Genomic DNA, 24740 nt, shown 5'->3' on the forward strand with positions numbered 1-24740 from the left:
TGAATACCAGTCTGTAAGCCTTTTCCCATATAGGGGTGAGTTTACCGCATTTTAAGCTGTAGTTGGCTGCCGGAGCTATAAATAAAAGCTCATACTTCATGGTTTTTAAGATGTATTGCAGGGTTTTATACATCTCTTTTTTATTGGTCTTGGACTTGTATTGGATAGTGTAGAAACTTTCAAAAAATAGAAACCATGAGCACATCCAGATCAATGACCACCTATTCCCAGGTATTGAACCTGCTTCCCAACAGGGGATATGGTCAAGAGTTGAATATCCAACGGGCTGGGGCATCTTTTGAAGATTCAGACAGAATTTATCAGCCTGAGCAACTCAACATAGTAAAAACATACAGATTTGAGGGAGAATCAGATCCATCTGATATGGCCGTGATCTACTTGCTTCACAGCGAAACAGGGGAAAAAGGCTTTTTGCTGAACGCCTATGGAACGTACTCAGATGAGGATAATCAATTCTACGATGAATTCATCAAGCGTGTACCGGTAGAGGAATCCGAAGATTTTGATATTTGATAACCTTATCTACATTAGGTTTTTGAGAGAGAAAATTTGATGATCATCTCCCCAAACATTAAATAGGGCTTGCTGAAAAACCGTCCGCATGAAAAACGGATTAATCCTTCAAAATGATTGATCCTGATCTGTTACTGACGTTTTTCGGCATGTCCTAACCAAATGAGTTTAGGTATGATCTGTAATGGATTCTACCAGAACTTCCTCTCCGTTTTTATCATAATAGGTACAGGTCATTTTATCTATGATTACCATCCATTTTTCAACACCGTACCTAGCGGCATCTTGACAGAAAGTTTGATAATCTGATTTGCCTTGTTGGTGTGCGGTAAGCTCAATTCTAAATTGATCTATGTTAGCTTCACTGGCTATTTCCAGTGGAGCATACTTGGCAGGTGAAGTGACTTCACGGTCTTCCGCATCAAAATATACGGTGTGACCATCAAAGACAAAGGTCTCATAATATTTCACGCCTAATAATTGTAATTCGTGGACGAATGAAGGGAAATCTGCCCCTGTTTGGGCTTTATTCTGAGCTGTTTCTATCTGATCTAGTGTTAACATTTCATTGCTGGGTTAATTAGATTATAATACATGTGTTTAACTGGCAGCGATACCAGGAAGCAATAATCAATTTGTAAGCCTATTGAGGAATCTTTGATATCTTGCCTTAAAAACACCTTCACAGACGGTAGTATAACTTCATAAAGGATGCCTGAAGTGATTTCTATTAATCCGGGAACGTGAAACTAAGTCAAAATATCCCCGATTTAAGGATATTTTGACCTGTGTAGAATATACATTTGGTTGATAGCAATTGGCAGCTCTTCGTTTTTGACATATAGGAAGTTTCTTTTCTGAATCCTTCCAGTGGAACGATTGTTGGCTTTAGTATTACTTTCTAAACCATAGTACCATGCTGATAATCAATAATGAACCGACAGATATTTATTCTCTGTTGCTTTTAGGGAAAAAGAAAGATGATGTGGATAAGAGAACCACACGCAAAACCCCGGGTAATCCTGAAGGAGCTAAACCGCCCAAAAAAGAAGATTACAATAAGATCGAAAGAGAGAACGACCGTAAAAACGATGTGCAGGAAGAGACTGTCGATAACGAGGAAAGGGATAAAAACAAGCGCTAATTAATTCGCAGAGTTGTTTTTTTCTGAGTCATCCGGGTTTTCGCTGTTTTTTTCTATAATCGTTTCCAGCTTTTCCGCTCTTTTGTGATCACCTGCCCACTCATATAGCTTGGATGCCTTTTCCCCGGCTTTTTCCACTATGCCGGTAGAGTCTTTTTTTGCAAGCCATCCAATAAATCTCCGCATGAATTTAATGTAGGGTGACATGAGCAAAGCGGCAAGGGCGATCAGGAGCCAACCTAGCGGAATGAATGGCACTACCATACAAACCAGTCCAGCAATGAAAATCAGAAAAGCGATGGCAGGTATTATATATTTTTTCACGTTTATTAGTACGTTTCCTCTCTTTGAAAAGATTACATTTCTACTTGAAAAATAGTTAAAAAAAACAGTTTAATGCCCAGGCTCCCATATCAACCTTACAAAAGAACTTAGACGTTCATTTCCCTTGTGGACCGGAATACCAGCTACTATGCCTACCAGGAGACTTTCGCTCAAAGCTACCCTCATCTGAGGGCGCATCACTGTCTTGACGTTATTATCGTGTAGCGTTTGATTGACCTCAATACCGATAAAATTCCTGGTACCGGAGATCATGTAGTGAAAACTAGTATTGATATCATAGGTCATGTGCATCTGCTTTTGGACAAAATCCTGGTGAAACATCGGGCCGGTATAGATAAGTGTATGGTAATTGGTGCCCCATCGTTTGGCGACCACCAAGAAGGGATTATAAACATTCCCTTTGATCAAAGGATTGCCAAAGTTCCTGAAGTCAGATAATTCAAATTCATTGATATAGCCCAGTGCCATAGAGGTGGCTAGAGGAGCGTTGACCAAGAATGTCCACTGCGCTGCAAGTTTGAGACTGTTTAATTGGTTGGAAGGGATCGAGTCCCGTTCGGTTCCGTTGATAGGTGCATAAAAGGTAAGGGGCAATTCTACTTCCAAGCCCAGACGGTTTATAGGCGCCCATTCGTATTCGACGAGCGCTTCATAAGAATCAAATTTTAGATTGTCGGTCAGCCCCAGCCCCACATTCCATTCTTTTTCTCCTTTTCTTGCGCCCAGATCCCTGATCAAGTCTATATATAGCGGCTCTGCATGTAGTACCTTGTCAGGTTCTTTTTGTTCTTCAATCTGGTGTATATAGATGCTGTCCTTTTCAGCATTGGTGATTTGGGCAATAGAATTATTCATGGATACCAATAGCAATAGGGATAGTAGTAAATAGTTGAGATTCACGGATTAGTTGGTTTTTGTATGGGATGATAGAAATAAGAAATTCTACTGGTGATCGTGGAAAAATGCCTCTCTAAATGGAAGTGTGTAAACACAATTGTCCTCATAGGCATATTTCTCCAACAATTCTTTCATCAGAATGAAGTTTTGCTTGTTAGGGATAGTAGAAAGTCCCTAGGTTGTTGAAGCCTTTGGGAAAGACAATCAGCAGTTAGGAGGAGGGGAGTCAAGCTCGGAAAATCCAAATGAGAGCTTAATTCTCGGATCGGAGAATTGGATTTTGGAACTTATTGAAAAGTTGTAGAGCCTGCTTTGCTCAACTGCATCAGTGTGGATGAGGTCTGTTTTTGGAGAGATTTTCTTGTTTTGGTCGTCCCCATCAGGATCGTCGAATTCTTCGAAGGTGTCCTCGAATCCGAGAATGGTTTCTACGAGGACTTCGATCATGCTCTCTTGATCATTGATGCTGAGATCCTCCGCTATATGATTGGATTCAGGGTCGGGAGTGTCCGCACTGATATTCAGTATATAGATGCCCATCAGCACCCATACGAGTTTTAAAATTGCACTATTTCGTAAGTGGACGATCACGCTGCAATATTAGGGAATTTTCCTTTTGCGAAATACTTCAGGTTGGTTACTTTTCTTCTAGACATTCATCTATTGAGTCTTCCTTGTATTTGATCCAAAATTTTTTCAGCGAAAGGGCATGTTATTGTCATTCCAGCCCTGAAAACTGAAATGGAGCTGCGGTTTGAAAGTCTTGAGATGACTCCCCGGAATAATTCTCGTTATTATCCAGAGCCAACTTACGGACTTGGGCGTTTTCGCTGAAATCAATTTTGCTGAATTCTACCCAGACTACATTGGGGTTTAGTACATTGTCAAAGTAGTAAACAAGGTTTTTTTGATCGGACACTGTTCTCCATCGGGTAGATGAAATATTGGGTTCTGAGGCAGATGAAATCCCGAATGGAACTGAACAATTTCGGATTACACTGAAGACGCTGGGAATCACCACTTTCATATCATCTGTTTTGGGAATGGCATCTATATAATAGGACGCACGTACAAAGCGGTCGGCAGCCCGGTTGGTACCTGGAAGCATTATGGTGCCGGGAATACCTTTCCAGTACGAGTTGATTGCCAATTGTTCTTCAAAGACAGGCGAATTGGTCATAGCCACATAAGACATGTCCTGGTGGATTACCAGTTTTCCACCTATGTATTCAAAGATTGCATTGTTTCCTATTTTGTCTGAAATGGAAAGATGTACGGTGGTAAATTTATCGGTGCCCGGAATGAATGAGGAGACCACCACAAATTCCTCCTTGCCCAATGCTTCTACAGCTTCCTGTACTGTTGAAAAATTATCCAGTACATATTGGAGCCATAGTGAAATAGCCAGTCCCGGCTGATCTGTGTCTTTTTGAAAATCAGGATATTCAGACTCTACCAACCATAATAAATTGCCTACAAGTCCCATTTCATTCATGCCGTCGGCAGAAGCGATGTCCCAGGAGCTGGTCACCACACTTCCATAGCGGGATTTCCATTTTACGGAGGAAGCGCCCACCTCACCGGTTCTATCCATTCCTCTAGGGAAGATCCAAAGATTGGCAGGGATGTCGTCTTTCCAATCCATGGACCGTGCAGTGACTATTGTCCCATTGGGTCCCTGATATACCACTCTGGTACAGGCTGGACTATTCTCGATAACCAGCAAAGAAAACAGCAAGAATAGCGGTAAAAATAAGTGGATACGATTTTTCATGGGAAGTTGAATAAAGATGTGATGTAAAAATTTATTGATGATTTATCATCGAATTACTGAATCATATTCTACAACTATGTAAGAGTGGATAATATAGTAAAAATCCCTGTAAGTAGCTGATTAGATACGTGTTTTAGTTGTCTTAATTAACAGATTCATTCTGGGAATTAACTGCGAACCACAATGGTAGTAATGAATTTGGTTCGGAGAGGAAAGCTTTTTGCCATCAAGGCCTGATATTTTATCATAAGCAATACCAATACGGATAGCTATAGGAGACATTTAGTCTATATAGTGATTACCGTGAAATAAAGATCTACTTTTGCACCCGCAAATAAAACACTACATGAAGCGCATCAACGAATACAAGAAACTTTTCGGAGTGGGAAAAGAAATCGATCTGGCCACGCTCAAAAAGACCTACCGAAATCTGGTGAAGGAGTGGCATCCCGACAAATTTCAGGATGGGGATGCTTTGAAAGTAGAGGCTGAACTGCAAAGCCGGAGGATTATCGACGGCTATCATTTTTTGGTAAGCATAGCACCGGAGACTCATGAGGCAAACCGGGCGGCCTACACTGAGACAATCAATGGTGCTGGCATTGTCGATTATCATCACAAGGGCATGGTTTTGGAAATCACCTTTGTGGATGGATCTACTTACGAGTACTTTGGTGTGACTTCGACTATCTTTCAGAAAATGATCAACAGTGATAAGATCAACCGTTTTGCCAAGCGGGCCATTTATCCCAATTATATCCATAGAAAGACAAAGAAGAGCACGGAGGTGGAGTAAGAGTTTTCAACCTTTTACCTGGGACTAGAAGTAAGATCTAGGATTTTTTGTAAATTTTCACCTATACATGAAATCTCCCGAAAATGCTCTCAACACAGGAAATCGAATTTTTGGACACACATGGTTATCTTGATTTAGGCCAACTATTAAGCAAAGATCAAATCTTACAAGTCAATGACCGAATTGACGAATTGCTGCAGTTGGAAGGAGAACAAGCAGGGGCAGAACTTTCAGAGTCAAAATACATCCGCCACCCAAAAGAAGAAGGGGCAGACCGTCTGGCTGACTTGGTCAACAAAGGGGCTGTTTTCGATGTGTTTTACACTCATCCTCGTGTGCTGGCGGGTATTGAAGCCGTATTGGGCCAGGCTTATAAATTATCCTCCCTCAATTACCGGGCTGCCAAACCCACTAAAGGGCTTCAAAAACTTCACGTGGATTGGAAAAACACGGTGGTAAATGGTTCTTACCAGGTTTGTAACAGTATTTGGCTTTTGGATGATTTCACACCCCATAATGGGGCCACCCGAATCGTACCCAAATCCCACAAATGGAGTAGCTTGCCTGATGAAGTGATGGCAGATCCTTTTGACAGGCATCCCGAAGAAACAAGGATCATAGCCCCAGCAGGTTCGGTTTTTATCTTCAACTCACACGTATGGCATGGAGGTACAACCAATCAAACGCAACAGGTGCGGAGGAGTATCCATAGTTATTTCTGTACAAGTGCGCAACCTCAACAGATTGACCAAAAAAAGTACATCACTGAAGAAACCTTCCAGAGGATTGGGCAAAAGGGACGAGAGATTTTGGATGTTTGAGAAGGTAATTCCTTTGTATTAAAGGAAGGAGAAGAATGGGCAGTAGTGAAAGTTCTGATCCTGCTGGAATAGCCTGAGGATATGTCCGTTCCATTCTTTATTTCTTCCTGTTGTTCATCCGCTCTTCACATTTTCCAATTCTTTAATGCAATATGGAGGCGTCCAGGAATACTTTAATGTCCAGGGTGCTCTCTGGATTGTTTTATTCCCTCTATGTTATCGGCTGCCCAGTCAGAGAGACTATGGATATGAGGTAGAAGTGATTTTCCTCTTTCCGTTAGCTTGTATTCTACCTTGGGAGGTATTTCCGGAAAAATCGTACGATGTACCAATCCATCGGATTCAAGTTTTCTCAAGGTAACCGTCAGCATCTTCTGGGAAATATCCCCCATCGATTTTTGAAGCTCATTGAACCTCATGGTTTCTTCTTCTCCTAGGATCAGGATTACCAGAATCGACCATTTGTCCCCAATGCGGTCTAGTACTGTACGAATAGGGCAGTTTTCTGAACTTCGATAATATTCTAATATTTTTCCCATGGTATATGCTTGATTTTCAATAATAATAACCTGCAGGTAACTAGCTTACTTAGCAGTGCCTTCTTGTGAAATAGCGAACTCCCTAATACATTTGAGTTACTAAAAGTAACTTAAAATCTTTTGGTAATCTACTTTACGACCTTAATACTTTAAACATGAGCAAAATCCTAATAACAGGTGCTTCCGGCCATTTCGGCATGTCCACCATTAATTTTCTTATTGAAAAAGGAGTTCCGGCATCTTCTATCACAGGACTTGTACGGGATGAGTCCAAAGCAAAGAATCTCAGCGATAAGGGGATCAACATAAAGGTCGGCGATTATGCTGACTACCAAAGTTTGGTCACCGCATTTCAAGGAGTAGATAAACTTCTATTGATTTCGGGAACTGACATCAGCAATCGTGCTTCTCAGCATAGAAATGTAATCAATGCGGCAAAAGAAGCAGGTGTAAAGCATGTGTTATATACCAGTTTTGAGCGAAAAAATGAAAGTGATGATTCGCCTATGGCTCTTCTAGCCCAATCTCATATAGAAACCGAAAAGGCACTTAAAGAGAGTGGGTTGAACTATACTATATTCAGGAATAACCTATACTTGGACGTCATTCCACTTTTTGTCGGACAGCAGGTTTTGGAAACGGGTATATACTTTCCTGCGGGACAGGGAAAAGTTGCGTTTGCGGCCCGTGAAAATCTTGCTGAAGCAACTGCTAATGTGCTGATGGAAACAGGCCATGAAAACAAGGAATATGCAATGAATAACATAGAGAGCTACACCTTCCAATCAGTTGCCGATGAACTTTCAGCATGGACAGGGAATAAAGTTTCCTATGTAAGTCCAAGCAAGGAAGATTATCGTGAAACACTTACAAACGCAGGAGTGCCTGCGGAGTATATAGGAATGTTCTCCAGTTTTGCCGAAGCGATCAAGCAAGGTGAATTTGAAAGTGTGAACTCAGACCTGGAGACTTTACTGGGCAAAAAACCCGTTTCTTTGAAAGAATATCTGACCCAGACTTATGGAGGGATTAAATAGTATGTAAGGAAAATTTAAAAAACAGAGGCTACCTCGAAAAGTTGAGGTGGCCTCTCATTTAAATAAACAGGGTAACTTCAGTTTTCTATGGTTCAGGTTGTTTGTTGATCTAGAAGTTGCTTGGATTTAAAAATTCAGGAATGTGATGATATTCAGTTGATTTCGGGAAGAATTATTGGTGGATTGATTCATCATGCCCATTTCTGTTCTGGCTTTTTGTGAAAACCTGTAGCCAATCCCTCCATAAAGCCTGTTTCTGTCGAAGTAGGTTTTTTCGGTGTTCATGAAGATTTCGTTATAGGCGGATAAATACAGCGTTTGGTCTGTTAGCTGATTTTTGTTCAAAGCCACATTCAGCCCCATAAAGTACCGTAGCCTCAGTCTAAAGTCATCTCCAAAAAAGCGCTGTTCGAATCTATAGCGATGTTGCAAAGCAAAGCGACCAAAGGTTTGTCTGGTAATAAATTGCTGATAGATACGGTTTTCGTTAAACTCGGTTTTTATGTCTGTACCCCCAATATAGGGTTCGGTGTAGATGAAAGCATATCCTAGCAAGATGTTATTGTTGTTTTCTGAGAGATTATATCCTATTCCAGTCCTCAAAAGAAGTTGCTCTGTATCGCCTATAAAATTATAGCTACGATACTGAACTTCATGATGCCAGTTAAACTTGGAATTGATTTTTTTGTCACCAAAATAGATCAGCCAGTTACCTGTTTCGGTATTTTGGGCCAGAAGTGATAATGGAACGAAAAGTATTGCGAATAGAATTTTTTTCATGTTTTCCAAATTGACTAGCTCAGCACTAGGTCTATACTTTTCGCTTATTTTTTTAGATAGATGTTTTCCTGGTTAACGTTCAATCACAATCCCCTCGTATTCTCCCAGTTTTTCCACCTCGAATGTCGCATATCCATCTTCGTAATCAAAGATGATTTCATTGCCCTCGATCATACTCCATATCCTTCTGGGCTCAAACTTGGTTTTAACTTTAAATCTGCTCTCCTGAATGGGTAATGGGCTGAAATATGTATTGCCACTGAAACCTGTGAGATTGACCAAATGAAGGATCATCCCCTCCATGGCTTCTTTAGCATAATTTTCTGGGATATTCCGGGCATACTCTTGTAGTATGGCTTCTACACGCGGATGCACGTCGGTGACGATCAAGTCATTCACCTCCGGATAGGTATAGTCAATCAAATCCAAGAGAATATTCTTATGCTGTTCATAACCATGTAGGTAATACAGTTTTCCCAGATTGATCGGAAGGAGAACAGCACTGCTTTGGGCGTGTTTTTTTATACCAACCGCATAATAGCCTGATGGCTCGTGGCCGCCGATTTTCTCCGGTGGACCAGGTCTTCCAGGAGTATAGATAGGCAGTCTGTGCTCATCTGCGGTTTCAAAGTCATATAATCCCATATTGAATTTCCAGAAAAGCAGTTCTTGTTGCTCAAATCTCGTGAAGAGTTTTTTGTCGGCGGGATTGAGATAATAGCCACTGCCCTCATGATCTAGTTGCTTGATTTTGGCTCCAAACAAACTTTCCAACGCTTCCGGATGGGCTGACAAAGACCGGTTGGTGGCTATCAGATTGGTGCCTGATTCATTGATCCGGATAAGTGCTTCCAAGGATTCTGCATCTAAATTTGTGATTTCGGGCAGGATCAGCAGTTTATAGGTTTTGAGCTTGTCCTCCAGATGCGCAATCTGGCTTTTCTCCACGATATCAAACTGGGTATGGGATTCCTTGAGCATGAGTTGAATACCTCGATATTCCTGTGCGGCATCACCCGACGGCCATGATCCTGGAGCTATTACAGCTACTTTAGCTGGCGAAATGTAGTTTCCAAAGTAGGGCTCATACTTCTTATGTAATGCATACACCTTCCTATAGATGTCAAAATTCCGCTCATCCTCATAATCGCGAAAATCCCCCATAATGCTCATGTCCAATCCTGAGCCATTGGCGATATTTTCGTACAACCGTATAGCCACCTCCTCTAGCTCTACTGCATTGTATCGGGACTGAAAGGAAATCTGCTGGATACTGGCATTGCTGACAATGTGATCTGGATAGGAATGAGCGGTGTTGTTCACATTGTCCGAGGCATTGTATGGCCAGTAAGGCAGGGAATTGGTCTGAGACTCATGTCGGATGATATCCACATATTTCTCAGAGTAGGTACAGATGGCGATCTGCTCGTTTTTGGATTTGACCAGCTCATGGACGCGGCGCATCAGGTCGTCAGAGGTGTATTGCTTGAATTCCTGATATTTTATAAAAACCGGATCACTGTAGTCTTCTGTCACAGGAAGTTTCATCCCGTCACTGTATTCCGAAAAGCGTTTCCTATCGTAGGGGTTCTGATCAATCCCATGATATTCCCCGGTATAGGCATTTTTGGTGGCGTATCCCGGCATATTGATAAAAATACCATCGATAGGGTAACCATCAATCACTTCTTCTATGATATTGAACAGCTGCTCTTGTTCATAAGGCGCATTGATCGAGATCACATACATATCGTCATTCACGATCCGTTGCCCCTCGGGAGAGAGGTAAAACCAATCAGGTTGCTTATCAAAAATACTTTTATGCGCCCTGCTGAAATCGAATCTTACGATTACTTTAATTCCATTTTCATGGCATTTGGAGATGACATCGCCCAGCATGTCCTCCTTCATGTAGGGATTGGTGTACTGATATTCCAGTTGGGTAGGGTAGAAAGCCATAATTCCCCCCGCATTGATAATCAATGTATTTGCAGAGAGGCTTTTAAGATCAGCGATCAGGGAATCTGCATCAAGGGTTTCAGCCTCATATGCAGGCAGGTTGGTTTGGATCACCCGTAGGTTATTTGCTTTCCACCAAGGGATACTATCAGGCCAGGAAGAGGATTGGGCTAGGGTGCTAAATGGAATCAGTAGAAAAACCACTCCGTAAAACAAGTTTTTGCAGACTTGTCGCATCGGGAAAAAAGGAATCCGTTTCATTCAATAGGTTAGTTATAGGGTTGATGAACCAATATACTATGCCGAGGATTAAATCTACCGTTTCGGTGGGGTCTTTTATGTTTTTTCAAAATAAGAGGTTGGACAAGTGACCCATGAAATTTTTGACGAAGCGGATAAGATAGAATGGTGCAGTTACCATGTAGGCTTTTCTATTTTTGGAATCACGTACAGTTGTCGGGCTAATTCCATTTCCAAAAGTTCAACCCCATTCGGGGTTGCCGTATGCGTTCTTGATTTCCATTTTCCCTAGGTTTCACCTAAGGTTCCACCACGGCGGACAAGTTATTGAAAAGTTCGATCCTTTCAGGATCATTAATTTTCCACCCGAAATCTCCGCACTCACTGGGACTCTCGTTTCAGGATCGTAATCTCTTGCATTCTTTGTTTCCATTTTTCCGACCCCGACAGGGGTCAAACCTCTGAATAGCCGCAGGTGAAACCCGTGGACAACGATGATGCAAATAATTCCCCACGACCCTGACGGGGGTCGAACAATTCCTAAAACCAATTGTCAATCCAATCCAAAATCCCGAAATTCATTCAATTCATTTTTCCACCAAAACCAGAGTTATATGGGGACTCATACACAATTGATCTACCACATTGTTTACTCCACAAAACACCGTGAGCGAACAATCATCCAGGATGAAAAAAAGAGGATGTTTGGATTTATCCACCACCTACTGACCAATAAAAATTGCCATCTCTACCGGATCAATGGCGTGGAAGATCATATTCACATATTGACGCATGTACATCCCACGATTGCTATTTCATCCTTGGTGAAAGATATCAAATTGGCAAGTGATGATTTTATTAAAAGAGAGGGGATTTTTCCAAAATTCAATGGATGGCAAGATGGTTATGGAGCTTTTTCAGAGTCCATTAAGTCAAAAGATCGCTTGATAAATTATGTCAAAAACCAAGAGGAACATCATAAACAAACATCGTTTATAGACGAATACAAGGCATTGTTGGAGGAATATGAAATTGAATTTGATGAGAAATATCTTCTATAGGTTCAACCCCATTCGGGGTTGCCGTATGCGTTCTTGGTTCCCTTTTCCCTAGGTTTTACCTAGGGTTATTGAAAGGTTTGATCCCTTCAGGATCATGAATTTCTTGCAATTTGATCTCCATAAAATGACCACATAGTGGTCAAACCTGTGAATAACCACGGGCGCAACCCGTGGATAACGGAACATACGAAGTGATTAACACGACCCTGGAGGGTGTCGAACTATTTCCTTCATGTTTTTTGGAATTTGTAATTCCATTTCTCAAAAGTTCAACCCCATTCGGGGTTGCCGTCTACGTTCTTGGTTCCCTTTTCCCTAGGTTTCACCTAGGGTTATTGAAAAGTTCGATCCCTTCAGGATCGTTAATTTTCCCGAACATTGTTCTAGCAAATTTCGCTATTCAATTCCTTCCAATTTGCCAAAATCCTGACCACGAAGTGGTCAAACCTGTGAATAACCACGGGTGCAACCCGTGGATAGTGAGCCATTCCAACGGCCCCACGACCCCGTAGGGTGTCGAACATTTGGCCACCAAGCGGATACTTCCTAGGTGGATGGGGACGCCTCACGGAGAAAAGAACAATAAGAAGCATTGTTCTTCCTTTCAATTACCTCAACAACAGGGTGATAGTGCGCCATTGTTCTTCAGTTTTTAGGATTTTGCTACGCATCTGACGAAAACCCAGCTGTTACCGATTTATTTGGATTTTAGCTTCTTCAGCATATCTTTTCCAATCTCATTATTCGGGTTTAAGGAAATTGACTTTTCATAACTCTCAATGGCCATACCTGTTTTCCCTTTTAATGCATATGCTTCGCCCAAACTGTCATAAGCATTCCATGAATCGGGGTAGTTTTTTACATTCTGTTTGAATATTTTAATCGCTTCATCACTATTATTTGATCTGAGCTGTTTATAACCGAAGTTGTTCATAAACTCCTCTCCGGGCACCATAGTGTACCCAAACTCATTTGACAATTTCTCAAAGTGCAACCGGATTTCGTCGTAGGTCATGTTCGTTGATACATAATTGTCTATAAACCAATCATTATAGATGAATTTTAGAGCATCAAACATGCTTTTGTAAGTTACCGAAAAATGGTTTTCATCCGAATATTTTTGAAAATCCCAATCTATCCTTTCAGATGCAAACATTGTTATTTGCTCTGCAAGAGTGTCCACAGCCTGAGTGTTTTCATCTCCAATGGAAATAAAAAATTTATCTAAGCGGTTTTCATGACTAATTAGGAAGGATTTGAAATCATCTAGGATTTTCGTATTTCCACCCTCAATATCAATAGCCGGACTCATAAGTATGGTGGACTGGAATAGGTCAGGATCTGTTACTTTAGTATATAGGGCAAAAAGCCCGGCTAAAGAATGTCCCGCTAAAATACGATATGGAGCAGACCTATAGCTGGTGTCGATATGAGGTATTAGTTCGCTTTTTATAAACTGTAAAAAATTATATCCACCATCGTCGGTACTTGTTCTTCTTGAACCATCTATACTCCCTTCAAATAAAGATGTTGGAATAAGATCCCTTCCTCGATTTACATTGGGAATGGCAACCACTATCATTTCCGGAATCCTGTTTCTGTCATAACCGGAAAGGTAATCGACAAGATTGGATACATAATTAAAATGTCCCTCACCATCAAGTAAATAGATTACCGGATAGCTTTTGTTGGTTGAGGCGTAATCTGAAGGCAGATGTACCCAGATACTTCGTGGTTCATTGAGTGCTTTTGAGTCTAAAAGGAATGATTCATCATTATTTGTCGGAATACTGTCCAATTGTGCATAGGTTGCATGGCTTAGTAAGAATAAAATTAATAGGTAGGGGTAAATTGTTTTTAATAAAGTCATCTTTTGCATTTTGTCTTGAAACTATATGAAACTGCATTTGTGACCAATGTGACCAAGAAGGAAGAGACTCTGCAGCACCAGCTATCTTGCATGTATTCATTATGAAGATGCCGAATTCATATAGAAGGTTGCCTTTGGGAGGTAAGAAAATTCCAAGTCTGAAATATCTTAGTCTAGCGAGAGCTTGTGACTAGGCTGGGTGAGTTTGCAACTTCACCCTTATATTTTTCTGGAATTTGAAATTCCATTTCCCAAAAGTTCAACCCCATTCGGGGTTGCCGTATGCGTTCTTGATTTCCATTTTCCCTAGGTTGCACCTAGGGTTATTGAAAGGTTTGATCCCTTCAGGATCTTGATATACTTGCGATTCCCTTTCCATAATTTGACTGTCAAATGACCACGAAGTGGTCAAACCTCTCAATAACCATGGGTGAAACCCATGGCTAGAAAGCCAGACACCACTCCACTCTTCCGACCCTGAAAGGGTCGAACCTACCTTGACATCTTTTCAGAAATCCCCGATCTTCCTCTCCTTTACTAAACCCCATTTTTTATGAGCACATATACCCAATTGATGTACCACATAGTTTTCTCCACCACCACCAACTTCTTAGAATTTCAAAGGTGCTTCATTCAACCTTGACAATAGTAAAAAATACTTCATGAAAATGCTCAAAATCGGGATCTTTAGTAAAAAGTGTTGCGCCAATTGTTTTGGCAGTAGCGGCAATCCAAAGATCATTTTGACCAATCGTTCTGGATTTACCTGCTGATAAAGTAGGATGATTATTTTGGGAATAAGCCTGAAGTTCTGCAAATGCTTCCATAAGATTTTCATCCTTGCCATCAATGCTGAGTGTGATGGACTTTTCCAATAATTTTCGCCAACGCTCCGTTTGTTTGTTACCATATCCTCTTCTGAGAAAAAATCCGGCAATTTCACCGATGCTAATTGCCGAAATCAGAATGATACGACTTGGATCATTCAGCAAATTATAGTCCTCTTCCACTTTTCGAAAAGTCTCATCACCTCTCATATAATGAAGAATTACAGAAGTGTCTAGAAGGACTTTTCGCATCAATCCAGACTTTTAAGAAGGGCATCAAACTCTTCATCAGATTCCTCACCGGGCCATGTCCCCACAATAAATTTTAAAGGATTAAGGTCTTTTCCCTCTGCGATTTGCCTATTAATTTGCTCCTCCAGATTTTCATGTTTTGGTCTCTTGGAAAAAAAATCATCCCCTGATTCCTGTTCGAAAATCCTTTCAATTTCTATTGAAAATCTTTTACCAGGTTTATAATGCATAATTCCTGTTACAGTTGCATTCTTTCCCCACCAAGGAATAATGTCCTGTGGGTTGAAATCTTCTGAAAGAAAAGCATCAACCAAGCCTTCTTCAGTCAAAATCTTTACCTTTTGTGTACTGTATTTAAGTTCTTCTATCCTGCCATTAACAACCACCGGTTCTGGCGAAGGGATTTCAGTCTCGGTTATTTGAATCTTTTTGAAGTCTGATTTTAATAAAGTTAAGCCTTCTATCGATCCTTCATTTTTAATCGAAAAAACCTCATTATCATTTAAAAAGGATTTTTTGAAGCTTAGAAGATTTCTCAGGAGAGGCTTGTCTAATAGTTCACTTTTGTCAGGATTTTCGAGAGCTTCTTTAAAGGATTCCACGAAAAGCGAAATTGGAGTCTTCTCTGGGAGATCCTTTTGGTGTTGTAATCTGAATAAGTCCGTTTGAAAAGCGGGTAGCGTTTTTTCAAATTTTTCCGAATCAAGACTTAGAATAGTACTTCCTTTTTCTACACCTGTCAGTGTGACTTTTAGAGCTTCGGTCAGATTAAATGGTTTTTTGGCTTTGCTGAGACCTTTTATTCTAAGGAGTAAGGCACCTTCGGCAATCTTTCTTAGACTTTCTGAAAGTATGCTTAACCTTGATAGATCAATGCTGCCATCAGCATCTTCTGCATGTTCTATTTTGAGTTCGTACTTCATAGTCAACAATTCTTTACTAATACACCAAATCTTAGCATGCTTCAATCTACTGAAACCTTAATTTACTTACCCAACAACTTCTCCAATCTCGCCATCATCTCATCCTTTTCCTTTAGCATCCGCTCGTAAAGGACGGTTTTTTCATCATACAATTGGACTATTTTATCTATAGGATTAAACGAGCATTGATAATTCATTGCTGAGGCAATTGCATTATCCTTAAAATCTTGGAATGTATTCGAAATGATATTTATCGCTTGCTCCTCATCAAAATTCTGGAAGGCTTCCACTGGAATTCGGAGAATCTCACCGACCTGCCGGAGAAGTTCTTCTTCTACTTCTTCTTTTTGTTCGAGTAGGCTGATTCTCTTTTGGGACCAGTCATCCCCGAGTTCGTGAGCCAAGGCTTCCTGCTTGATGCCCATCATCTCCCGGAATCTCTTGATATTTCTGCCGTGGTGGATTTTCTCGTTCATAGTCTGAATATTGTCATTGGAAAAATAGGGAATTCCCCTAAGAAGGAATAAACTAAATTATCCCATTGGATAGTATGATCCAAGAGACAGTGAAAATTGCCTGACATTTTTTGTCTGAAAGGTCTCAAGCAGCCCATTCATCAGAATATTTTATTCCATTTGCCTTTCTAATTCATCCTTTTCTAGAATAGGCTATTCCGCTGATATCCTGGAAATTGGTCGGAAACAAATCAAAAAATCTATGCAACCATTCGTATTTCATCTAGGTAATCTTTGTGACTCTCCTCTCAACATCACCGGAGATATTCATTTCCACCTTTCTGAATCTGATTCTAGGATGATGGACTTGTTGCTGAATTCCCTAGAAATAAACCGCAAGCTCATTTCGGGATTCTGTTCCCAATGGGAAAATGAAGAAGAACTCTATCGGGAGATTCAAATCCTCATCGAACAGCAAAAAGCTCTTGAACTCCAAGTTGCTCAAACTCTAAAGCCTTAAAAATCTCAAATCCAAGGACTAGGACAACTCAAATCAACATCCCTTGAGCTTGAAATGCTACATACGTTTTCATCAAAAGGTCTCCCAAAGTAGTGCCAATCCTATGCAAAAAACAGCCTAAATACAGGGATAATTCGGCCTAAATTCAGGCTTTGTACCCTAGTCTCTGGAATTTACCCCGACGCATTCTTTTACAAAAACCGCATATTCCGCACGTTTGGTTGCGGGAAGTACTGTCATTCTGTTCTTTTAGGTCATAAATATTTGACACTTAAACAGCAGGATTATGGCAAAATTACTAAGTTTTGGAGGGCTCAGACTCCGGGGAAAATCAGGAGGATTTACCTTCTACGAGTTGGATGGACAGACCATCATGAGGAAACTTCCTTCTCCCAATCATCGAAACAAGACCCATCCCACACCACTTCAATTGCTCAACAGGCAGCGATTCCGGGAAATCAATGCATTTCTAAAGCCCTGCAAGAAAGTCTTAAATTTCGGTTTTCAGAATCAATCTACTAAAGGCAGGAAGGGAATGCATTGTGCTTTCCGGGACTTGGTCAATAAAGGCTACACCTTCGGGCAGGAACCCCGTATTGATCCAGCTTATCTAAAAATCAGCGAGGGACCACTATTGGGGCCGCAGGAGGCTCAGATAATTCGAAGTGGCAAGCTTATCCAAATTAACTGGGGCGATAATTCAGGGCAGGGGAGTTCTTATTTTCCAGACTACTGCATGGTTTTTATCCTTCATCCGGAATCAGGCAAATACTATTGGTTTAAAGAAGCCGGTACCAGATCAGGCTTACAGGCAGAGATTTCACTTTCAGAAAAGGATTTGGGAAAGACTTGGTGTGTCTATCTAGCGTTTTATCGGAAAAAGGGGACTAACTCCTGTTTATTCTCAGATTCCAGTTACCTAGGAAGAGTTTGAGAATTCGATATTGGATTAGATACTCTACACAGAACGGGTAGTTTGAAAACGGATGAGATAGATAGTGTCCTTGTCAAACGAAATATTCAGTACTTACCTGGCAATGGAACCTAGGATGAATCCATCTTTATTTATTCTGTGGATTGGGGTTGGATATGAAAACTGCTAAGAGTTTAACCTCTCGATTCTCGGCACAGGCACTTCAGGATTGAGCCTCACCATAGCGTATTTTATCCTCTTATATCCACGGGTTTCACCTAACCTGACCGGCAGGCCCGCGGTTCCGCCACATGCGGAGACGGTATTGAGAAGTTTGACCACTTTGTGGTCATTTTTCACGTCGAAATCAGATCCACAATAAAGGATCCTGAAGTGCTCGTCCGGTGTGGCGGAGATCGAACCCAGCTCGGCGAAGTCTATTGCGCTCTCTGGATCCAGTAAAGAGTTTGAGATTTATGCTGGGTGAGTTTGCAACTTCACCCTTGTATTTTTCTGGAATTTGAAATTCCATTTCCAAAAGTTCAACCCCATTCGGGGTTGCCGTCCTCGTTCTTGATTACCATTTTCCCTAGGTTTCACCTAGGGTTCCACCACGGCGGACAAGTTATTGAAAGGTTCGACGGCTTCACCGCCGTTTCGTATATCGATTTTTGCAGGCACTTCGTTGTCAGATTGACGATAACAAAAATACCATTTTTCCGACCCCGACAGGGGTCAAACCTCTGAATACCTGTGCGCCTTAGCGTAGCCACGGGTACAACCCGTGGACAGGGAGCCATTCCAACGGCTTAGAAATAGTCTTGTGTAAAGTTTCAAAATCTCTTCGTTGGCGGGATTTATAGCGTGGCAAATTTTACGGGTTGCTTTTATTTCTTCTTCAATCTATATCTCAGATGTGTAGTACGGTCAGAAGGGATGACTTCAGCGATTTCGAAATCATAGGTATCAGGGCTCATGCCCTCAAATAACCGGATTCCCTTCCCTAAAAATACCGGGGCAATATGAATGAAAAACTCGTCCACAAGTCCTGCATTTAGGAATTGCTGAATGGTTTCTGCCCCGCCTTGAATTCGAATATCTTTACCTTTGGCGGATTGCCTGGCTTTTTCCAATGCGCTTTCAATTCCATCATTGACAAAATAAAATGTGGTTGAGCCCTTCTGAACCCATGGTTCCCGCTTCTCATGTGTCAGTACATACACATCCGCTTCGTAGAGATCCTCTGCCCAAACAACCTCGCCTTCCTCAAACATCCGCTTTCCCATGATGTAAGCGCCTGTGCGTGCAAACACAGCATCGATCAGCTCACTATCTTTGCCTGATTCTGTGCCTCCTTCCATTTTGATGTGTTTCCAAAAAGCCTTTTGCTTAAACATCCAACCATGGATTTTCGGAGAGACCCCGCCCATAGGATTGCTTGGACTTCTGTCTTCCCCTGCAAAAAAGCCGTCAAGGGAGATTGCACTGTCAAAGATTATTTTGCTCATCTGGCTACGTGTTTAAATGTTAAAGATAAAAACTTCACAAATACAATATGAGTGTTTTGGCGATAGGTATTTAGCCTCTGAGACTAAGGAATTACGGAACCAGTCCCACTGCCTAAATGGATCGGGCATTTATCAGCGTGTGAAAATCAGTGCTTATCACCTACCCTTTGTCCAACAAATCAAACTCAACCTGTCCATGACCATCTGGAGTAGTGTAAAATGGTCGCTTTTCGATTTCGTAGTTTGTCTCAGGAGCTATGCCCAAGGCATGATAGATGGTCTGGTGAATGCTGTCGATTTTGATGGGTTTTTCTATGCTTTTGCAAGGGCGCTCATCAGCGGTTTTGCCATAGACATGACCTTTTTTGATACCTCCGCCAAATAGCAACATGGAGCAGCCGTCTGTGAAATGCCTGTGCATCCCGTAGTTTTTCATATCTTCGATCACATCAGGCACTTCGACTTGGTCAAGCACTTTTAGGCCAGGTCTTCCTTCTGTCAGCATATCCCGACTAAACTCGCTCGCTACAATAACCAATGTTCTCTCCAGTTTCCCACTTTCATCCAGATCGGAGATAAGTTGGGCAATCGGGGAATCGATCATTTTCTTCATGTCTTTCAGACGGGTATGTCCATTGTCATGCGTATCCCAGCCCTTAAAGGGTTCGTATTCCGAAGTCACCGTAATGTATCTTGCTCCTTGCTCTACCAGCCTTTTTGCCAATAGGCAACCTAGTCCAAACTTGCCGTTATTATACTTATCATAGCTTTCTTTGGGTTCTAGACTTAGATCAAAAGCCTTTGCTTCAGGGGAATTTAGTAGGATATAGGCCTGCTCCATGGATCTCCTCAGGGATTCTTTTTGATAATCCGAACCGTACTCGCCCATTGGGCCCGCAGAAAGCAGGTTTTCATACAATTGATTTCTAGACTCAAAACGCTGAATGGACATCCCGATAGGAGGGCGCACAGTATCCAAACCAGCGGAAGGGTCTGGAATCAAGAAAGGCCCATGCTCACTTCCCAAAAATCCTGCACTATGAAAGGCTTTCAATTCCTCGCCTTCGCCAACTGAAAATCGCTGTCCAATATTGATGAAAGAAGGAATCACGGGATTTAGCGGGCCTAGCTCCTTAGAAATCCAGGAGCCCAGATGAGGAACCACCACCGACTGTGGAGGCTCATAGCAGGTGTGAAAATGGTATTGGTGCCGCGTATGTAGAATGTGCCCCAGATCTGCCGCCACGTAGGATCGGATCAAAGTTCCTTTGTCCATGACTTTGGCGATGGATTCCAGACCTTCGGAAAAGTAAACACCATCTAATGCAGTTGGGATAGAGGGGAAAGTACTTAGAACCTCTTTGGATTCCATTCCTTTGCGAAATGGGGTGTATTTCTTTGGATCAAAAGTTTCGGTGTGCGCCATGCCACCTGCCATGAAAAGTAAAATCACCGAGTCTGCCGTTGCCGGGATTTTGTCAGCTCCGCATGAAGATAACAGCCCCGCCAATGGAGCCCCCATTCCCATGGTTGCCATTGCGGCAGCAGAGGTTTTTTTGATAAAGTCTCTTCGGTTAAGTGGTGTGTTCATGATGTTTCTCTATTTGCTTGCGCTGATGTCGACACTATTCTTTCTTTTGTTCTACAAGACTGCTGACCGAAGCGGCCCTGGCCTTACCTGATTTTGGTTGTCACTTTCTTGTCATTGCGAAGCACGAAGCAATCCCTTTTGAAATCGCCTAGACTGCTTCGTTACCGATGACTTATTTGGGAATTGTGATGAATGTAGCATCGCTTGAGATCTCTCCTCCACCGCGGTGGATCGAGATGACATTACAACGTCATTCCGATTTTGTGCGGTTGGCAACCAAATGTTAAGTCTCGCAATGACGATAACACTTGGCTTAATCGGTTATCTCAGATCCCAAATCCAAAATCACTCCACCATCTGAAACTCCGGCAGCAGAATCATTGCCCAGAACAAATCCTGGATTCTGTCTGCATCCGGATTTGCCCCCAAAGCCTGTTTTGCGATAGCTAGTTCTTTCTCGTTTGGTTTTCGGTTTAAAGCTTTTAAGTATAATTCCTCCGTGATCTGTGCAGGATCGCTGAGTTGAGTCTTCCATTTTTTAGCTCCCTTTTGCAAAGCTGTATTCAGACGCTCTCCATTGGTAAGTTCCAGTGCCTGAAGCAAATTTCCCTGGGCATCTCTGCTGGTAGAGACGATCTCACGATTGGGTCTTCCCAAAGCGGTGAGGAAAGGATTGTTGGAAACCAATGATGCCCTCGCAAAAGTTGGAATTGCCAATTCAGGTGGCTGTAGCTGATAGGGATTGTACTTGATTTCTTCTTCCGTGAAAAGGGGATAGAAGATTTCACTTACCGCATCAGAAAACTGCTCGGCTGTCATTCTTTTTCGCACCATTCCGTTGAATTTGTAATCATCAGCCATCACAGCATCGTAGGATTCGTAGCCAATGGATTGGGATTGATAGATTTTAGAACTGGCGATTTGGTAAATCAGTCCTTTCAAATCATAGCCATTCTCCACGAAGTCAGATGCCAGCCAATCCAGCAGATCCTGACTCCAGGGCTCATTGTCCATTTCGTCCACTGGCTCCACGATTCCTCTACCCATCATTTGCTTCCAAACTCGATTCACAATAGTGCGGTACATTCTGCCATTTGCGGGTTGCACCAGTTTATCAGCAAGTTGACGGAGCTTTTTAGCCTTGTTGGCTACGCTGTCTATATCCCCCAATTCTTCCCAGAGGATTTTAGTTTTGGCCTTTTTTCCTGTTGGCACTTCACAGCGACTGACTTCCAGTGTGGAGTCTGCGAAAATATTGGCGAAAGCATAGGACTCTTCCAGTTTCCAGTCTGAGATAAAACTATCATGGCAGGAAGCACATTTGAGGTTCAGCCCCAAAATCACCTGCCCTACATTTTGTGCGGCTTGCATTTCGGTTCGCTGACTTGCATTGACAGTTCCACGCCAGCGGATTCCCTCGATAAAACCCTTAGACTTCTCGGTAGGGTTGAGTAATTGCTTTACAAACTGATCGTAGGGTTTATTGTCCCGCAGTGAAGTGTAAAGCCAGTCTGTGATATTGAACCTACCGCCCGTAATGTAGCCAGTTCCTGTATAGTCATTGCGAAGCGCATCATTCCAGAAGGTGAGCCAATGTGTGGCATAGTCATCGGATTGGTCCAGCAAATTTTGTAGCCAAATATCCCGTTTGTCAGGTCTTGGATCGTTTTGGAATTCTTCCAATTCTTGTGGATTCGGTATCATTCCTGTTGCGTCCAGGTAGATCCTTCTGAGGAAGGTCTTGTCATCGACCAGTTCTTTCCATTCCAGTTTGTTTTCTTGGAAATAGGCATCTACCCAAAGATCAATGGGGTTGTCCAAACCTGCTTTGTAAGCCGGGAGAGTTGGGTTCCTGGGCGCCAGTTCTGCAACCCTATAAACGGATTGCTGGGCAGCGCCATCTGGCCAAGGAGCTCCTTTTTCTATCCAAAGGGCTAATAATTCCCGGTCTTGTTTATTGAGTAATTTGCCTTTGGAAGGCATCACGTCTTTGTGTTTTTTGCCGAGATTTATTCTGCGGATCATCTCACTTTCAGCAGGGTTTCCGGGGATAAGAATCTGGCCATTTTCGCCTCCGGCAAATACATACTCTTTTTCATCCAGCCGTAATTCACCTTCGATTTTTGCTCCACTATGGCATTTGTAGCAATTGTGCGCCAGGACCATCCGAACTTCTCCGATCAGTTTCATCTCTTTGTCAGGAGTTAGTTCAGCGTTGTAGGCCGTGAGAGTCATAGGGTTTTTTTCGCTTGCAGATTCTTCATCGTTGCTACTTGGCAACACTTCAGTCAAAAAGTCTTCGCCATGGGTCAGTGAACCTCCAAAATGTCCTGCGGCGGAAACGCAAATTGCTGTTAGAAATAGTGTAGCTCGATAAGCTTTTACCTGAGTTGAATCCGGATTGCTTCTAATCTTGGAGAGAAAGAATAAAGTAACCACGCTAAAGGCAGCCGTTCCGATTCCAACCCATTGATGCAAGTCCAGAAGTTCGCCGGAGGTTCCTTCATTCATTGCCAGCAGCCACCCCATAGGTGCGGCGATAATAGCGCTTACCGCTCCGATAGCTGCTAGCATCAGAATGCCGGGTCTGATCTTGGAATCGAACTTCCCGAAGGTGAATAGCTCCATGATCGCAGCCACCACAAGCAATGCGATTGGGAAATGGACGATTAGTGGATGAAGCCTTCCCAGAAATTGCCATAGCCAGAAAGTGTTCTCCTCAGCAGGTTTAGCTTGTACAAAAGCTGAGCAACTAATCACAAATAAACCACCAACAAACAGGAAGCGTAGTGAACGGGAAGAAGATTTTTGAAGTTGGTTTTTCAATGTTTTTCTGACTACAGGGGAACATGTTGATAAGAGCTCATTCTATGAGGTTTACTTAACCTACAATTGAAAAATAATAGTTTTATTGGTTAAACCTATCCTGTACTTACTATGATTTCTTTATGCCGGCTAGATCCAGGTTTTGGATTGTTATGCCCACCGGCAGGCTTATATCGGTTTTTGTGGCGGACAAACTCAATAGTCCTGTTTTGACGGGAGGATGGATATTCTTATTAGGGAACCATATAGTTAATAAGGTATTGGCAAAAAAATATTTGTGGGATTTTATCTAAATTGTATGATTCAACCCGATAACCGATGACTTTCAATCCTTCGAACAAGGTTTTACTAGATAAAATTTCCATTAATTCCGACAAGGAAGCCTTCTCAGAACTTTTTAAGAGATATCATTCAAAACTCCTGTCGTATGCTACCTGCTTTTTGCCAAATTATGAAGAGGCGGAAGATATGGTTTCTGAGGTATTTATAAGGCTGCTTAAAAACCGAAATAAGCTTAAGGACATTGAGAATTTTGAGGGGTATCTTTATTTCTCTGTAAAGAATCAATGCCTAAATCAACTGAAAAAGAACAAAAGAAAGGATGGACTATTTACCCCACTTGATTTGCAGGATTTCAAAACTGGAGAATATACCCAACCTCTTGAACTATTGCTGACAGCAGAGCTACGTCAAAAAATAGCAGAATGTGTGGATAACTTGCCTCAAAAGCGAAGATTGGTGTATAAGATGATTAAGGATGACGGGCTGAATATCAAAGAAACAGCTAAGTTGCTGGATATTGCTGAAAAAACCGTCAAAAAGCATTTGGAATTAGCATTACGGGACATAAGGGTTGAAATAGAAATGTACTTGTCCAATCAACAAAAACGATCGAAAATTATTCCCATCACATCTAAAATAGAAGGTTTTCTTGGGGTTCTGTGGTGTGCTTTCGGACTCTTGGATATACGCATAAGCAATTCATGGTTTTAATGAGCTAGCTAGCCTTTCCTGTTTTAGATGTCAGGCAGATGCAAATTCTGTCTAATGTTACTTTGTCATTTTTTTTTGGAATGTACAAGCTAGGTGAGTAGAATTAATTTTTGGAAAAAACAGAAAATCAATTAC

24 protein-coding genes are annotated in these 24740 nt (G+C 41.9%); 9 read left to right on the top strand and 15 right to left on the bottom strand.

Translation table 11 applies throughout. The features are described from left to right. The first annotated feature begins 195 nt into the window (after positions 1-195). Positions 196-534 (top strand): hypothetical protein, encoded by a 339-nt coding sequence (locus LZF95_RS08930; RefSeq protein WP_233754637.1) that lies wholly within the window; start codon positions 196-198, stop codon positions 532-534. A gap of 168 nt (positions 535-702) precedes the next feature. On the opposite strand, the gene LZF95_RS08935 is transcribed toward LZF95_RS08930, so the two are convergent. Further along, positions 703-1098, bottom strand: coding sequence for a DUF1398 domain-containing protein (locus tag LZF95_RS08935; RefSeq protein WP_233754638.1), 396 nt, complete (start codon positions 1096-1098; stop codon positions 703-705). A gap of 352 nt (positions 1099-1450) precedes the next feature. Here LZF95_RS08935 and LZF95_RS08940 point away from each other — a divergent pair, with 352 nt between their 5' ends. After that, positions 1451-1678, top strand: coding sequence for a hypothetical protein (locus tag LZF95_RS08940; RefSeq protein ID WP_233754639.1), 228 nt, complete (start codon positions 1451-1453; stop codon positions 1676-1678). Here LZF95_RS08940 and LZF95_RS08945 read toward each other — a convergent pair whose 3' ends face one another. The 4 genes from LZF95_RS08945 to LZF95_RS08960 all read right to left on the bottom strand — a co-directional run bounded on the left by LZF95_RS08945 (position 1679) and on the right by LZF95_RS08960 (position 4694). After that, positions 1679-2002, bottom strand: a complete 324-nt coding sequence (locus tag LZF95_RS08945) for a hypothetical protein (RefSeq protein WP_233754640.1) — start codon at positions 2000-2002, stop codon at positions 1679-1681. Positions 2003-2071: 69 nt separating this feature from the next. Beyond that, positions 2072-2923: an HAEPLYID family protein gene (locus tag LZF95_RS08950; protein ID WP_233754641.1), complete on the bottom strand. Its 852-nt coding sequence runs from the start codon at positions 2921-2923 to the stop codon at positions 2072-2074. 201 nt (positions 2924-3124) lie between these two features. Continuing rightward, positions 3125-3460, bottom strand: a complete 336-nt coding sequence (locus LZF95_RS08955) for a hypothetical protein (protein ID WP_233754642.1) — start codon at positions 3458-3460, stop codon at positions 3125-3127. A gap of 178 nt (positions 3461-3638) precedes the next feature. Next, positions 3639-4694, bottom strand: coding sequence for a linear amide C-N hydrolase (locus tag LZF95_RS08960; protein ID WP_233754643.1), 1056 nt, complete (start codon positions 4692-4694; stop codon positions 3639-3641). Between the two features lie 346 nt (positions 4695-5040). On the opposite strand from LZF95_RS08960, the gene LZF95_RS08965 reads away from it, so the two are divergent. Next, positions 5041-5490, top strand: a complete 450-nt coding sequence (locus LZF95_RS08965; protein WP_233754644.1) for a KTSC domain-containing protein — start codon at positions 5041-5043, stop codon at positions 5488-5490. 83 nt (positions 5491-5573) lie between these two features. Beyond that, positions 5574-6311, top strand: a complete 738-nt coding sequence (locus tag LZF95_RS08970) for a phytanoyl-CoA dioxygenase family protein (RefSeq protein ID WP_233754645.1) — start codon at positions 5574-5576, stop codon at positions 6309-6311. A 173-nt stretch (positions 6312-6484) separates the two neighbouring features. On the opposite strand, the gene LZF95_RS08975 is transcribed toward LZF95_RS08970, so the two are convergent. Next, positions 6485-6850, bottom strand: coding sequence for a helix-turn-helix domain-containing protein (locus LZF95_RS08975; RefSeq protein WP_233754646.1), 366 nt, complete (start codon positions 6848-6850; stop codon positions 6485-6487). A 155-nt stretch (positions 6851-7005) separates the two neighbouring features. Between LZF95_RS08975 and LZF95_RS08980 the strand changes: the two genes are divergently transcribed. Next, a complete protein-coding gene (locus tag LZF95_RS08980) occupies positions 7006-7887 on the top strand; it encodes an SDR family oxidoreductase (RefSeq protein WP_233754647.1) in 882 nt (293 codons plus the stop codon). A 126-nt stretch (positions 7888-8013) separates the two neighbouring features. Here LZF95_RS08980 and LZF95_RS08985 read toward each other — a convergent pair whose 3' ends face one another. Together LZF95_RS08985 and LZF95_RS08990 are read right to left on the bottom strand one after the other, a co-directional pair. After that, the gene (locus LZF95_RS08985) at positions 8014-8667 is read right to left on the bottom strand and encodes a DUF2490 domain-containing protein (protein WP_233754648.1); all 654 of its coding nucleotides are present in this window, start codon (positions 8665-8667) and stop codon (positions 8014-8016) included. A 72-nt stretch (positions 8668-8739) separates the two neighbouring features. Then, entirely contained in the window at positions 8740-10887 is a 2148-nt protein-coding gene (locus LZF95_RS08990; protein ID WP_233754649.1) for an alpha-amylase family protein, read from the bottom strand. 593 nt (positions 10888-11480) lie between these two features. Between LZF95_RS08990 and tnpA the strand changes: the two genes are divergently transcribed. Continuing rightward, entirely contained in the window at positions 11481-11927 is a 447-nt protein-coding gene (tnpA, locus tag LZF95_RS08995) for an IS200/IS605 family transposase (protein WP_233754650.1), read from the top strand. Between the two features lie 697 nt (positions 11928-12624). Here tnpA and LZF95_RS09000 read toward each other — a convergent pair. From LZF95_RS09000 to LZF95_RS09015, 4 genes are all read right to left on the bottom strand, one after another. Then, positions 12625-13797, bottom strand: coding sequence for an alpha/beta hydrolase-fold protein (locus LZF95_RS09000; protein WP_233754651.1), 1173 nt, complete (start codon positions 13795-13797; stop codon positions 12625-12627). 629 nt (positions 13798-14426) lie between these two features. Then, a complete protein-coding gene (locus LZF95_RS09005; RefSeq protein WP_233754652.1) occupies positions 14427-14876 on the bottom strand; it encodes a type II toxin-antitoxin system VapC family toxin in 450 nt (149 codons plus the stop codon). After that, positions 14876-15478 carry a hypothetical protein gene (locus LZF95_RS09010; protein ID WP_233754653.1) on the bottom strand — a complete coding sequence of 201 codons (603 nt, stop codon included), beginning with the start codon at positions 15476-15478 and terminating at the stop codon, positions 14876-14878. The genes LZF95_RS09005 and LZF95_RS09010 overlap by 1 nt, the downstream gene beginning before the upstream one ends. 383 nt (positions 15479-15861) lie before the next feature. Next, complete coding sequence (locus LZF95_RS09015) at positions 15862-16275, bottom strand: XRE family transcriptional regulator (RefSeq protein WP_233754654.1); 414 nt, start codon at positions 16273-16275, stop codon at positions 15862-15864. A gap of 241 nt (positions 16276-16516) precedes the next feature. On the opposite strand from LZF95_RS09015, the gene LZF95_RS09020 reads away from it, so the two are divergent. Further along, positions 16517-16774, top strand: a complete 258-nt coding sequence (locus tag LZF95_RS09020) for a hypothetical protein (RefSeq protein WP_233754655.1) — start codon at positions 16517-16519, stop codon at positions 16772-16774. A 286-nt stretch (positions 16775-17060) separates the two neighbouring features. After that, positions 17061-17708, top strand: coding sequence for a DUF6266 family protein (locus tag LZF95_RS09025; RefSeq protein ID WP_233754656.1), 648 nt, complete (start codon positions 17061-17063; stop codon positions 17706-17708). A gap of 866 nt (positions 17709-18574) precedes the next feature. Here the strand turns inward: LZF95_RS09025 and LZF95_RS09030 are convergent. From LZF95_RS09030 to LZF95_RS09040, 3 genes are all read right to left on the bottom strand, one after another. After that, the gene (locus LZF95_RS09030; RefSeq protein ID WP_233754657.1) at positions 18575-19195 is read right to left on the bottom strand and encodes a dihydrofolate reductase family protein; all 621 of its coding nucleotides are present in this window, start codon (positions 19193-19195) and stop codon (positions 18575-18577) included. Between the two features lie 160 nt (positions 19196-19355). After that, positions 19356-20786, bottom strand: coding sequence for a DUF1501 domain-containing protein (locus LZF95_RS09035; RefSeq protein ID WP_233754658.1), 1431 nt, complete (start codon positions 20784-20786; stop codon positions 19356-19358). A gap of 345 nt (positions 20787-21131) precedes the next feature. After that, positions 21132-23546, bottom strand: coding sequence for a DUF1549 domain-containing protein (locus LZF95_RS09040; RefSeq protein WP_368670770.1), 2415 nt, complete (start codon positions 23544-23546; stop codon positions 21132-21134). A gap of 384 nt (positions 23547-23930) precedes the next feature. Between LZF95_RS09040 and LZF95_RS09045 the strand changes: the two genes are divergently transcribed. Then, positions 23931-24605, top strand: coding sequence for an RNA polymerase sigma factor (locus tag LZF95_RS09045; RefSeq protein WP_233754659.1), 675 nt, complete (start codon positions 23931-23933; stop codon positions 24603-24605). Positions 24606-24740: the final 135 nt, after the last annotated feature.

The sequence above is a fragment of the Algoriphagus sp. AGSA1 genome, from assembly GCF_021390545.1.
Classification (GTDB): domain Bacteria; phylum Bacteroidota; class Bacteroidia; order Cytophagales; family Cyclobacteriaceae; genus Algoriphagus.